The sequence below is a fragment of the Paraglaciecola arctica genome, assembly GCF_018861065.1.
GTDB lineage: Bacteria > Pseudomonadota > Gammaproteobacteria > Enterobacterales > Alteromonadaceae > Paraglaciecola > Paraglaciecola arctica_B.
On the sequence record NZ_JAHKQO010000012.1, the window covers coordinates 2,085 to 14,662 of the forward strand.

The 12,578-nt window shown below is 43.1% G+C and carries 12 protein-coding genes; 2 read left to right on the forward strand and 10 right to left on the reverse strand.

Going from position 1 to position 12,578, the window contains the following annotated elements; translation table 11 throughout:
• Positions 1-76 precede the first annotated feature (76 nt).
• On the reverse strand, positions 77-1,621 hold the full coding sequence (locus KO534_RS03940) for a flavin-containing monooxygenase (protein ID WP_215927480.1): 1,545 nt from the start codon (positions 1,619-1,621) through the stop codon (positions 77-79).
• Between the two features lie 154 nt (positions 1,622-1,775).
• On the opposite strand from KO534_RS03940, the gene KO534_RS03945 reads away from it, so the two are divergent.
• On the forward strand, positions 1,776-2,780 hold the full coding sequence (locus KO534_RS03945; protein ID WP_215927483.1) for an AraC family transcriptional regulator: 1,005 nt from the start codon (positions 1,776-1,778) through the stop codon (positions 2,778-2,780).
• Positions 2,781-2,991: 211 nt separating this feature from the next.
• Here the strand turns inward: KO534_RS03945 and KO534_RS03950 are convergent, their stop codons facing one another.
• The 8 genes from KO534_RS03950 to KO534_RS03985 form a co-directional block, all read right to left on the reverse strand.
• Positions 2,992-4,203, reverse strand: a complete 1,212-nt coding sequence (locus KO534_RS03950) for an NAD(P)/FAD-dependent oxidoreductase (protein WP_215927485.1) — start codon at positions 4,201-4,203, stop codon at positions 2,992-2,994.
• A 24-nt stretch (positions 4,204-4,227) separates the two neighbouring features.
• A complete protein-coding gene (locus tag KO534_RS03955) occupies positions 4,228-4,422 on the reverse strand; it encodes a rubredoxin (protein WP_215927487.1) in 195 nt (64 codons plus the stop codon).
• On the reverse strand, positions 4,423-6,006 hold the full coding sequence (locus KO534_RS03960; protein WP_215927489.1) for a long-chain-fatty-acid--CoA ligase: 1,584 nt from the start codon (positions 6,004-6,006) through the stop codon (positions 4,423-4,425).
• 11 nt (positions 6,007-6,017) lie between these two features.
• Entirely contained in the window at positions 6,018-6,935 is a 918-nt protein-coding gene (locus tag KO534_RS03965) for a metal-dependent hydrolase (protein WP_215927491.1), read from the reverse strand.
• A 3-nt stretch (positions 6,936-6,938) separates the two neighbouring features.
• Positions 6,939-7,439, reverse strand: a complete 501-nt coding sequence (locus KO534_RS03970) for a hypothetical protein (RefSeq protein ID WP_215927493.1) — start codon at positions 7,437-7,439, stop codon at positions 6,939-6,941.
• 26 nt (positions 7,440-7,465) lie between these two features.
• Complete coding sequence (locus KO534_RS03975; RefSeq protein ID WP_215927495.1) at positions 7,466-8,893, reverse strand: aldehyde dehydrogenase family protein; 1,428 nt, start codon at positions 8,891-8,893, stop codon at positions 7,466-7,468.
• Between the two features lie 18 nt (positions 8,894-8,911).
• Positions 8,912-10,027, reverse strand: a complete 1,116-nt coding sequence (locus tag KO534_RS03980) for an NAD(P)-dependent alcohol dehydrogenase (protein ID WP_215927497.1) — start codon at positions 10,025-10,027, stop codon at positions 8,912-8,914.
• 68 nt (positions 10,028-10,095) lie between these two features.
• Complete coding sequence (locus KO534_RS03985; protein WP_215927499.1) at positions 10,096-10,761, reverse strand: OmpW/AlkL family protein; 666 nt, start codon at positions 10,759-10,761, stop codon at positions 10,096-10,098.
• Positions 10,762-10,946: 185 nt separating this feature from the next.
• Here KO534_RS03985 and KO534_RS03990 point away from each other — a divergent pair, with 185 nt between their 5' ends.
• Positions 10,947-11,975, forward strand: a complete 1,029-nt coding sequence (locus tag KO534_RS03990; protein WP_215927501.1) for an AraC family transcriptional regulator — start codon at positions 10,947-10,949, stop codon at positions 11,973-11,975.
• A 42-nt stretch (positions 11,976-12,017) separates the two neighbouring features.
• Here the strand turns inward: KO534_RS03990 and KO534_RS03995 are convergent, their stop codons facing one another.
• Positions 12,018-12,278: a LysR substrate-binding domain-containing protein gene (locus tag KO534_RS03995; RefSeq protein WP_252731954.1), complete on the reverse strand. Its 261-nt coding sequence runs from the start codon at positions 12,276-12,278 to the stop codon at positions 12,018-12,020.
• Positions 12,279-12,578: the final 300 nt, after the last annotated feature.

The following is a 12,578-nucleotide window of genomic DNA, read 5'->3' on the forward strand; positions in this document are numbered from 1 at the left end:
GAACTGAACTGAACTGAACGTTAACGGGCTCTTGTTCTTTTATAGTTTTCAGGGGCATATTTAGGCGCTAAGAGTGTCACGCATTTTCAACAGTTGCGGGGCTAGGCGAATAGTGGGGTGAAGGCATACTTTCCTTTTTGACAAACTTTAGCGCGCTGTCTTCGATGGGGTCATCCAATAGCATTTTTCTGTCCTGACCATAGTGCATAGTGACTTTCCAAGGGTACTTAGTGCCTTGGCGAGGTAATTGATGCTTTCCTCTTTGTACATAACCGGCTTGCAGTGAGTCCATGATGCCGTCGTCTAGAGCGCTATTGTCATGATCCTCTGGCATGACGACGTCATAACTGTTGCTTTGCATGTAGTTAAATAGTCTACATAAATAAGTGGCTGAAATATCCGCTTTCAATGTCCATGACGCGTTCACGTAGCCAAAAATCCATGCCATGTTAGGCATATTTTCAACCAGTACACTCTTGTAGGTCATTTTTTGTGAAAATGCAGTGGGCTGATTATCGATGCTAACCTTTATACCCCCTAACGTGAGAAGGTTTAGGCCCGTCGCGGTAATAATTATGTCAGCCTCCAATGTTTTACCGTTCTTCATAATAACGCCGTTTTCAGCAAAAGACGCTATTTGGCCGGTTTCTATCGATGCCTTGCCTTCGCGCAACGCATTAAATAAGTCTGCATCGGGTACCGAACAAAGGCGCTCATCCCACGGCATATATTTAGGGGTGAAGTGCTGCATGTCTACGTTGGGACCCACAAGCTTTTTAACGCGTGATAAAAGAAAACTTCTCATCAGTTTAGGCCAGCGGCGGCAGGCTAAATAGATACTTCTTTGTACGATCAAATTTCGTTTGCGAGCAATGCCAAAGGCCCACTTTTTGGGAATGACGTGTTGGAGCATACCTGTCATTTTGTCTATTGAAGGCACAGAGAAAATATAAGAAGGAGAGCGTTGAACTATAGTGATATGGGCAGTTTCGTTGGCCATCGCAGGCATCAGCGTAACAGCCGTTGCTCCACTGCCTATGATGACAACCTTTTTGTCTTTGTAATTAAGGTTCTTTGGCCAATGCTGAGGATGAATCTTCTGCCCTTGAAAGCGTTCTTCATTAGGGAATGAGGGTAAATACCCAGCATCGTGATTGTAGTAACCCGCACAACTTATAAAAAAGCCACAGGTATATTCTTGTTGTTCGCCACTCTCTTCATGATACGCGGTTACGTGCCAGTGCTTGTTTGTGCTACTCCAGTTTGCACTTTGGGTTTTTATGCCAAAGTGAATGCTGTCCCTTACGCCAAACTCATCCGCAGTATCAATAATATATTGTTTTATTGCAGGGCCATCAGCCAACGTATGCAATTTATTCCAAGGTCGAAAATTATAGCCGAAGGTGAGCATGTCGGAATCTGAACGGATCCCTGGATATTTGAAGAGATCCCACGTGCCGCCCAGGGTTTTCCGCCGCTCTAAAATAGCAATGCTCTTGTCGGGGAAAGCGCTAGCGATATGGCAAGCAGTCCCAATACCTGATAACCCAGCGCCTATTATTAATACGTCATAGTGTGGAATATCGCGACAGTTTTTTTTGTTCTGTTCATTGCGCTTCATGTCTCTATCACCTTGGGATTTGTAACTTAATAGCAAAGGGGTTGTTAATATTTTGTTTAACTACTTTACGAGTTTGTGGAATTGATTTATTGTCTTTAAGCGACATGTTTTTGATATTAGGTGACAGTAGCTATCAGTAAATGAGAGTGGTTATATGGGGAGTCTAGTCAGGGCGGCCAATTTACAGGGGTATGACGAGCTTGTTCGAGAGTTAGGTGCCGATCCGTGCGTGTTTTTATCTCGTTATCACCTTTCGATTGATACATTGAACGACGATAAAGGTTTCATTCCCCTTCGCTCACTGTTGTTGCTCATTGAATTTACGTCTAAAGAACTTGGTTGTTCAGACTTCGGTATGCGGCTTGCGCAATGGCAAGGACTAAACATGTTAGGGCCTATTGCGGTTATCGCCCGTCATGCAGACACGCTATTACAGGCATTTGAAGCAATTGCAAAGTACCTCTATTTGCATAGTCCCGGATTACGTCTTGGGTTGCTCGATAGAGATAGTGAAGGTGCTTATCGATTTCAATTTGATATTTTGGACAAAAACCAAGGCCACCTACGACAGCCCTATGAACTTAGTTTGGCTAATGGCGCGCGTATTATTAGATTACTGGGTGGTGAAGGAGCGCACGCAATACGTGTTAGTTTCAAGCATAAGCAACTTGCTCCCATTGAACGCTACAGAGAAACCTATGATTGTACGGTAAAGTTCGAACAGAACTGGAATGGGTTTATACTTTCATCTTCACTGGCGCATCGTAAAATAGATACCGCAGATCCCGACACGCTTCTACTAGTGACTGAATTTTTGGAGTCGCAGTTCGCACCCGGTACAGCAAGCATAGCGGTGAGGGTTGCTGAGCTAATAAGCAAGTTAATGCCCACAGGGCAATGCAACGAAATAACGGTAGCCACTCAACTGGCGATGCATCCTCGAACTTTACAAAGGCGATTATCTGAAGAGTCCACAAGTTTTAAAGTGCTCGTAGATGAAGAGCGTCAGTCCTTGGCAATACATTATCTTTCCCACTCGGGGTTACCTCTAAGCCAAGTTAGCGGGCTACTTGGCTATTCAGAACAAAGTGCATTCAATAGAGCGTGTAAACGTTGGTTTGGTATGACGCCTAAGCAAGTTAGAGCAAGTAATAGGTAACAGGGCCGCTATACTGCTTCGCCGTTTTTTCGTTAATACAACAGCATACTTTCAACTACAGCCTTTTACATGGCAGACTCTGTCACCGGTGCAATTGAGTGGTGGAACTTTCCTAAAACACCGTTCTTCGATGTGTCGAAAAATACAGATCGGGCAATTGAACATCTGGCACGTGAGAGTACATATATAGAAATATATGTACTCTGCTGGCCTAAACGGGTTCAAACCAAGCTTTGGTGGTCTCTGTCAACTGTGCTGTAGTGATAGTATTTTTGTTTAGTATGTGTGTTTTCGCTTTGAGGAAATCCGCGGATGAATTGATTGCATCCATGGCAATAAGTCTCTTATCTTTGAGATAAAATACACAAAACACATTGTCTGCTGGCGTGCCTCTTACAACAATTTCTTCGTAACCCTCAGAAAGGCCAACGGTTTGCAGTTTCACGTTGTACTGATTGGACCAAAACCAAGGAATGGAGTTGTAGCTACTGGGTGATCCACAGATATTGGCGGCGGCAACCCTAGCTTGCTCAAGTGCATTTGGTATTGATTCTAAACGTATCTGTTTTTGATAGAATTCATTGGGATGATTACTACAATCTCCAATCGCGTAAATTAACGGGTCGGAGGTTTGTGCCCGCTCATTTACCACTATGCCGTTGCTACAAACTAAACCACTTTCTTCGGCAAGCTGAGTGTTGGGAAGCACACCGATACCTACCACTATGGTATCAAATTCTATCGTTGTAGCATCTGACATTATAGCCTCAAAACCACTGCTAACTTTATGAATAGTTTGAATATTCGTGTTCAGTTTTATTTCTACGCCATGTGCTCGGTGTAAGTTTTGATAAAAGGTTGAAACGACTTCACTTGTCACTCTAGCCAGAACCCGTTCCTCCGCTTCTACAACGGTGACTTTACAGTTCAATTTAGTTGCAGATGCGGCTAGTTCGAGACCAATATATCCAGCTCCGATTACGAGTAATCTTCTGCCAGCGGCCAGTTTGCTTTTAATCTTTTTGGCATCATCTAGCGAACGTAAATAGTTAACGTCGAGCAAATGACTCCCTGAAATTGTAAGGGGACGTGGGCGAGTGCCTGTGGCAATAATCAAATGTGAATAGGGTATATTTTCGTTTTTGCTTGTCTCAATTATTCGACGCGAGCGGTTTATTTTAATAGCCTTGGTACCAAGCTTAATTTCAATGTTGTTTTTGTTATAGAGCTCTCTTTGCTTTAACGCTAACTTTTCCTCTAGTACGGAGCCATCGATATACCCTTTAGATAGTTGTGGCCGCTGGTAGGGTAAGGCTGATTCTTGACTTAGAATACAAATGTCGTGTTCCCAACCTTTCTTTCTGAGCGTCAAGGCGGCTTCGACAGCACTGTGTCCAGCACCAATTATTACTATACTTTCCATCTCACGCATTCCTATTCAAAACTGTTATAAATCACTTTCATCCATCAGCGTAAAGTCGTCTTTTCCTACGCCACAGTCAGGGCAATACCAGTCTTCTGGCACGTCCTCCCAAGCGGTTCCCGCCGGTATTCCTTCATCAGGTAAGCCTAATTTTTCAGAGTATGTGAATCCACAGGCATCACAATGCCAAACTTTATTGCTATTCTTCACTTGTCCCATTTAGATTTGCTCCCTAATTGCTCGTTTCAATATTTTTCCAGCGGGGTTACGGGGAAGCGCGTCTATGAAGTCTATTTTCTTTGGCATTTTAAAACGTGAGATTCGCCCGGTAAGATGCTGGATAACATCACCTTCTGTAAGCTGAACGCCAGCTCGAGTGACGAGTACTACTCTCACTGCTTCGCCCCACTTATCGTCGGGCATTCCTACTACCGCTACTTCCATTACACCAGGGTGTTGGCCTAATATATTCTCTATTTCTGCGGGATAAATATTTTCCCCACCGGAGATGATCATGTCTTTAATTCGGTCAATTACATACAAATAACCATTATCATCAAACTTGCCTATATCCCCAGTTTTAAACCACCCATCTTTTATCGCGTCTTTGGTGGCCTTGGCATTGTTCCAATACCCTTGCATTAGAAAATTTGATTTTGTAATAATTTCCCCAGCTTGCCCGGTGCTTAGTTGCTCATTGGTATAGGGGTTAACGATTTTAACTTCACAATGAGGAAGAGGGAGGCCTGCGGATAATCGTTGAGAACCCACTCGATGATGGTCGTCACTCATTAATACGCTTATTCCGCCAGTTGTCTCAGTTAGCCCATAAAACTGGTAAAAGCTGGCGTTAGGCATTGCTTGCAGAGCTTCTTCTAATAGGGCGCTAGGCATAGGGGCTGCGCCATAAGAAACACTTGCAAAGCTTTCTAACGAAATGTTCTTCTTTTTTGCTAAATTTAGCAGCATCATAATCATTGATGGCACGAAGAACCCGTTAAGCGGAATACGCTCTTGAGCCAGCTTTAGAATTCGTTCAGGTTCAAACTGACGATATTGCATTAGTGGCAGTCCCAGCTTCCAACCAATAAGACCAAGAGTTAACCCCGCAATATGAAAATGTGGCAAAGTATGCAGAATAATTTCATTGTTAAATTTAGGTTGTAGGATGCCGATGGTGAACTGTGATGCGGCAACTTCTTTAAAACACTTATTTGTTAATACAACGCCTTTAGGTAACCCAGTAGTGCCACTTGTGTATAGTTGCACTACTGGGTCGTCTAAATGGGGTTTAAATTCAATATCGGTGAATGGCTGGATTGAACACAATTGTTGAAGACTATTTTCGCGCTGGGGATCCAGGTATATTGTTTCTATATTCAGATTTTTTTTGAGGCACAAAGAGTCAATAAACTGCGCTTCTCCAATTAGTATAGAGGCATTTGCATCGACAAGAATTTGACTTATTTCGATAGGTGATAAGCGCCAGTTAATCGGGGTAATAACTGCGCCAATTTGTGATGCCGCAAATAGCGCGATCCAGAAGTCGGCAACATTTTGTGCTAACCAAGCAATCTTGTCGCCAGGTTGGACATTTTTGCTTAAAAGCGTATGAGCGGTTTGCTTACTTTGCGTTTCTAATTCTTTATAAGTCCATACTTTGTTTTCAAAGTACATGGCTGGAGAATTCGACTTTCTTTGTGCCAGTTCACTAAGTAATTGGCAAATCGTGTCTGGGTTAATAGGCGCACTATCTAGGCTGCCATTGGTGTTACTAGGAATGTCTACATTGCTATCAAACATGTCTTCATCTTTTATATTTGGTTAAATAATGGAGAAATTTCAGGATCGCTAGTGTCCAAAATCGGGATTTCTCCCTCTTCTAGTTTTGAGTAAGCGTCTACCCACTGGTTTACCCATTCGGGATCTTTAACTTTTGAGGGGTGATAATTAGGAAGCAACGCGCGTAACATTGCAGGAGCAATATTAAGAAAAAATTGACCGACCATTTTCCATAGGGTTAGTCTGCTCCTCCATTTATTCCAACGTCCGTCTGTCTTGAGCATACGCATATAGCCTTGGCGCGATAACATCGCAATATGAAATGAAGCCCCAAATAGCCCTCTAATTCGCGCGAAGTACTCATTTCCATACAAGTGCTTATAAAGATCTATTGCAACATTCTTGTGTTCAGTTTCTTCCACAAAATGCCATAAGATAAACGAAGCGACCTTTGGGTCTGCACCACCAAATAGAAACTGTCGTTGGTTTACTAACCAGTCGGTAATACCCATAGTCATGGTTTCAAAGCCAGCAGTATAGGCCAGTCTCCACTGTAAGCTCTTCGACTTCATTTTCTCGTAGTCTAAAGTCATCTTGTCTTCTACTTGGCTTAAGTTTTTATAGCCACTACCTTTGATCATTTCGTTATATTTTCTGTGATGCTGATAATGTTGCGCTTCTTGGGAAATAAAGCCTTTTACATCGCTAAGTAGTTTTTCATTATCTTTGTCGATAAGTTTCATTCCCTCTCTCATCGTATTATTTAGAAAAGGCTCTAAATAAGGCATGGTCAAAGAAGCACCATTAACCATATGACTCCACTCGGGTTTGCTGGGATTCCAGATAGGTTTAATATTGCTTTGCAGCCCAAACGCTATTTTTCTAGCGGCAATCTCGGGGCGAGCTGACAATGTTTCCTCAGCCTCGCAAGTTTCAGTTACGCTATTCATGATTTACTTCCTCATCTTTATATCTTTGAAATGATTCCAGACGCCAAAACCGAGTAAAGGAATTGCAATATGTACTGATGCAAATGATGGCCAGCCAAACAGAAAAATAATGTCGTTGGCTAAGCTTGATTCGAATGGACTCCCGCCATAAGCAAGGCCCCGAGTCTCGAAATACGCGTTTGCAATGGCGGGTAGGGTAAACAACCAGGCGTAGATTATTGAGGTCCAAAAAAGTAGGGTGGTATTCCTCTTTCCCAGCTTTATATAGGGAGCCATTGCCGCCGTTGCAAACAACAATAAACTATTCGTAATCCCTTCCATGTGAGCCATATTCCATGCTCTTCGATCGCCCGGCACTTCAACCATAATGAATTCAACAATGGGAAATAGCCTGATTCCTTCCAATAGCATAATGAAATATAGCCAGCCGGCTAAAAATACACCCGCACTTAGGACACCAATGCCATTGAGAATAAGTAATGTACGCTGTTTTTCATTTAACATAGGTTGTTCTCACTTTTACTCTTTAGCTACAGCACCGATGACAATTTGGCGGTATAGGTAGTTTTTGGTACGGTGAATTCAAGTAAGCCAAAAACGCTCCCTTCTTGCCCTACACCAGACTGCTTATGTCCGCCAAAACTAGCATGCGGCGATAAATGCTGAACTTCATTTACCCACACACTACCTACATCTAAGCGACTAGCGATAGCGTTAGCTTCTTCCACGTCGCCAGACCAAACTGAAGCGCCTAGCCCATATTCGCTATTGTTAACGCGGGCTACGACTTCATCTATGCTATGAAATTTGAGTAATGGGAGAATGGGACCAAACTGTTCTTCTTGCACAATTCGTGAAAACTCTGGCGGGTTATCTACAATACAAAGTGGGTGAAAATACCCATCTCTATTTAGTTTTTCGCCTTTATAGGCAAAGTTGAAGCCTTGTTCTTCACAGTCCTCGACTAGATTTTTAATACGTTCAAGCTGAATTTCATTTTGGATAGGGCCCAGTTGAGAAGCTTCGTCTAAGCCATTTCCTATTACAATCGTTTTGGCATACGTAACAAATGCTTGCAGTAATTGATCGTAAATATTGTGATGTATATATAGGCGTTTACTTGCGATACACACCTGACCTGAGTTAGTAAAAGCGCCCCAGAATAGGCTTGGAACTAATGTATCCAAGTTAACGCCAGGCATAACAATACATGCATCGTTTCCACCAAGCTCTAAGGTCACTTTTTTTAGTGTGCCAGCTGCGCTTTCCATAACTTTGCGACCTGTTTGGCTAGAGCCAGTGAAGCTAATTTTGTCGAATAATGGAAGTTCAGTCATCCAAGGACCAAGTCTATCGTCGCCAGAGACAACGTTAAGTACGCCGGGTGGAAAAATTTTCTGTGCGATTTCACCAATTTTCAGCGTGGTGAGGGGCGTACTAGGGGCCGGCTTTAATACAAGCGTATTGCCCGCAAGTAAGGCGGGTGCCACTTTAACCATGGCAAGCATAATAGGGAAGTTCCAAGGAACGAGCGCCGCGACTACCCCTACAGGCACATGGTGTGTAACCACCAAACGTTCTTCAGAATCTTCATTTATCGTGGTTGGTAGGGCTAATTTCGCTGTTTCAGTTAGCCACCACACGCCTGCAAGGATATCTTCTTTTGCCGCAGCTAATACCTTTCCCTGCTCTTGGGTTAATAGTGGCGCTAGGACATCGACTTCACTAGCAATAGCGTCGGCAAAAGCAACAATTTGTGCTTGCCGCTGTTGGTAAGGGACTTCTCGCCAACGCGTAAAAGCCTCTTTCGCGGATTCAGCGGCAAGTGTTAATGTTTGCTGGTCGCAGTTAGGCGCTTTGGCAAACGCTCTACCCGTAGCAGGATTCTTAACTAAGTAGCTACCTTCTCCTTGTACAGCGTTACCATTTATTGTCATAAAAAAATCGTGTTCACACATAATAGTACTCTATAGGGCTTAAGGAATTAAAATGGCTTTGATAGCATGGCCATTATGCTGGTCGGTAACCGCTTGATTGATATCACATAACTTGTAGGTGGAGACCATCTTGTCGAAGGGTAAAAGGCCGGCTTTAAAGTACTCTATTAGTTCGGGAATAAAGGTGTCAGGCTCGCTATCCCCTTCCATGATGCCTTTGATAGTAATACCAGCGTTTATCATTTCAAAAATACTACCTGGTGGAGAAACCCCCGGAGGTGTTACGCCAACTAACCCCAACGTGCCTTTTGAGCCCAAGCATTCAAACGCTGACTGCTGTACAGCGGGAATACCAGTGGCGTCTATTGCATAGTCAACGCCGAGAGGAAATTGGCTGCGTATATGAGCACTCACGTTCTCTACTTTGTTGGGATCTATACACAAGGTGGCTCCGAATGAGGCCGCAAGCTCGCGGCGGTCGGCGTTAGGCTCTACCAATATAACGGTTTCACATTCTGCTAGCGCCGCTCCCATTACTGCGCTCAACCCCACGGTACCTCCGCCGGTTATGAGTATTGAAGAGCCTTTTGATACCGCTAACGATCGCGTTACCGCGCCTACGCCTGTTTGAATGCCGCAGCCTAATGCTCCCATTATTTGAAGTGGTAAATTGTTATCTACTTTTACAATATTTGACTCATAACACATGGCATGAGTTGCGAAAGATGATTGGCCAAAGAAGTTAGAAGAAACTGGGCCTTTGTCATTCGATAGCGCACTACTTCCATCTTCCCTTCGACCAGTAAAATTGAGCTCTAGAAGGTTTCGGCAGTAGGCTGGTTCAGCATCTTCGCACCTGTCACAATAGCTACAGGAACGAAACGATAAAACCACAGCGTCACCTGGTTTAACTTTTTTAACAGACTTTCCAACTTGTTCCACAATACCGGCCCCTTCGTGCCCAAAAACGGCGGGAAATGGGTAGGGGATCATGCCGTTCTTTCCGAGTAGGTCCGTATGACACAATCCTACGCCAAAAATTTTGACTAAAACTTCATTATCTTGGGGGGCTTCCATGGTTAGTGTTTCATATTGAAAGTCTTCGACACCTTCATAGGCTACCGCTGCGTGCATATTAATTTTGCTTTTGTTCATCGTATAGTTACTCGCTCAAAATCCTGGGTTGTGAAACTTAAGGGTTTACCTTTAATTAAGTGTTGAACTCAGAACGTCGTGCCGATGGCGAAGAGGAACGCGTTGAAGTCGACATCAATATTGTTGATCTGGATGTCACCAATATTGGCAGTTGATACTGATGCATCCGACTTTAAATTCACAAATATATAGGAGGCACTAAGAAGCCATTTGTCATTAACTTGATAGTCCAACCCCATTTTCGCGACGTAACCAAAGTTATTATCAACGCTTACGTTAGATGTGCCTGTAGCGCTGCTATTGATGGCTTCACTGGTCCGCTCATTAAAGAAAAATGTGTAATTAATACCCGCTGCAATATAGGGTTGAAATTGAGATCCATTTGAAAGCGGATAGTATTTCAGTAGAACCATAGAAGGTAGATAGTCGACGGTGCCAAAGCTATCAGAGCCAGTAACAAGTGGAATACCGCCCGAAACTTTTATGTCTGCTTCTATGGGTAAGGAAAAAAGCCCTTCTATGCCGATGCTATCGGTTAGCATATAAGATAGCGCGCCACCAAATACCGAGTCTTTCGACATTGAACTTACATTTGAACTCGGTAAATCAGGGACAGGGATGGCAATGTTGTCACTAGAAGCCGATGTGGGATCGACCGTTACCACACCCACCCTAAAAACAACATCGCCTTTTTCGTTGGCATTACTAGTTAGCGAAACGAACGATAAAAGCACAATTATCAGCTTATTTTTCATGTTAATATCCTTTACTTGTTTTTAACAACTTTAGCTTCAAAGGCGCGCTTGAAATCGGTTATTAGGAGACAATAGGGGGTTAAATGTGGACTATTTAGGGTCTAAAACCGTCACCTTTGAGGTTATTTATTGACAACCCTTCAGGCATGGTTTGAAATCGGGGAATGATTAAAAAAGAAAAAGATTGGCTAATTTCAACTGTTTACACGAGAGTCCTTGCTCGAGTGATGGGTATGCAAGAACGAAACTTGAGTAGCCTGCTACGAGGTACATCGTTAAGCAATAGTGTACTCATCAATCCTGAAGAGAATTTTATAACAATTGAGCAACAAATGAGGGTTTTAGAAAATGCGCGATCGATAAGTGGTAACGACGATATTGGGTTACATTTTGCGAGCCAATTGCATCCATCGATTCATGGTCCACTCGGTTTTTTGGTAACCAGCAGCCCGGATTTACATTCAGCAATTAAAGCATTTTCTGAATACTTGCCCATTCGAATTCCATTTGGGCGCATAGAGATTGAATATGAGGAAAATTGGCTTTTGTGTATCTGCGAGTTCAATATAGAGCTCGATTACTATGTTCAGAGAATGCTGCAGGAATGCTTCGCTTTTATTATTCAAGCTATTGTAGGTGCTGTACTCGGGAGGGCGTTTACCGAGGGCGTTATTCAACTGAAACATAATAAGCCAGACTATTACCCAAGCTATCGTAAGCATATCTACTCACCAGTATATTTCTCGCAAACTGCTAATGTCTTTAAAATTCCTAAGAAACTGATTTACACTCATAATGTTTCTGGTAACCCTGAGTTTCATATTCATTCACAACGACAGTGCCAGCAGCTATTAAATCGGCTACCTAAAAATACCACATCCACGGTAGACCAAGTGCAGCATATTCTTCTTTCAAGTCCTATTGGGAGTCTGACAGAAGCGCAAGTTGCCCAACGATTATTTATATCCAAGCGAACTTTGAGTCGCCGTTTGAAAGTAGAAAATACAACATATCGTGAAGTAACCGAGGAAATTTTATCTAAGCTTGCCGTTAATCATTTGCAAGACAGCAATTTGTCAATTGATTCAATTGCTCACATACTGGGCTACAACGACTCTGCTGCATTTCGAAAAGCCTTTCGCCGATGGCATGTAATAAGTCCTTCTGAATATCGGAATAAATTGACACAATGAGAAAGCGATCATTCGCTCTCACTTGGGCTCTTTATTAGCTAATTATTCAACTTTCTCATTTTGCTGTGCTTCTTGTTCCGCCATTCTCTTTGTAAGCCAATCGCAAAAGTGTGCTATACGCTTTTGTTTGGACGAGTTTTTCAGGTAAACAAAGTGAGATTTCCAGCGGATGGGGTGAGGGTTGTCAGCGGGCACCACGAGTTGCCCCGATTTTAAGTATTGCCCAATTATAATATCAGACGTTAGCATCACGCCTTGGCCTGCAAGCGCTGCGCTAGGAGCAAGATTGCTAGACGACACCATTGTCTTTCTTAGCGCTTTGCGTGTTATGTCTATTTCGTTGTGCTCAAAATAAGCCTCCCAACTTGCTTTCTCTTCCTTTTAATGACGGGCTGACGATGCGCGCGAAAGGCGACTATTGCGTTGACCTAAGGCCCTATCAAGAGGTGTTTACTGCTACGCAGAAAGGTTACGTAAATCAAAGGGGTCAGAGACAAATCAAAGGGGTCAGAGATGATGGTATTCAAGTTCAATCAAAGTGGTCAGAGACGATGGTATTCAAGTTTAATCATCTACACTTAGGATAGTTTTTATTTTAGGGTA

Coding starts and splice junctions, on each gene's coding strand:
- KO534_RS03940 (WP_215927480.1), bottom strand. CDS start 1,621: ATGAAGCGCAATGAACAGAACAAAAAAAACTGTCGCGATATTCCACAC.
- KO534_RS03945 (WP_215927483.1), top strand. CDS start 1,776: ATGGGGAGTCTAGTCAGGGCGGCCAATTTACAGGGGTATGACGAGCTT.
- KO534_RS03950 (WP_215927485.1), bottom strand. CDS start 4,203: ATGGAAAGTATAGTAATAATTGGTGCTGGACACAGTGCTGTCGAAGCC.
- KO534_RS03955 (WP_215927487.1), bottom strand. CDS start 4,422: ATGGGACAAGTGAAGAATAGCAATAAAGTTTGGCATTGTGATGCCTGT.
- KO534_RS03960 (WP_215927489.1), bottom strand. CDS start 6,006: ATGTTTGATAGCAATGTAGACATTCCTAGTAACACCAATGGCAGCCTA.
- KO534_RS03965 (WP_215927491.1), bottom strand. CDS start 6,935: ATGAATAGCGTAACTGAAACTTGCGAGGCTGAGGAAACATTGTCAGCT.
- KO534_RS03970 (WP_215927493.1), bottom strand. CDS start 7,439: ATGTTAAATGAAAAACAGCGTACATTACTTATTCTCAATGGCATTGGT.
- KO534_RS03975 (WP_215927495.1), bottom strand. CDS start 8,893: ATGTGTGAACACGATTTTTTTATGACAATAAATGGTAACGCTGTACAA.
- KO534_RS03980 (WP_215927497.1), bottom strand. CDS start 10,027: ATGAACAAAAGCAAAATTAATATGCACGCAGCGGTAGCCTATGAAGGT.
- KO534_RS03990 (WP_215927501.1), top strand. CDS start 10,947: ATGATTAAAAAAGAAAAAGATTGGCTAATTTCAACTGTTTACACGAGA.
- KO534_RS03995 (WP_252731954.1), bottom strand. CDS start 12,278: ATGGTGTCGTCTAGCAATCTTGCTCCTAGCGCAGCGCTTGCAGGCCAA.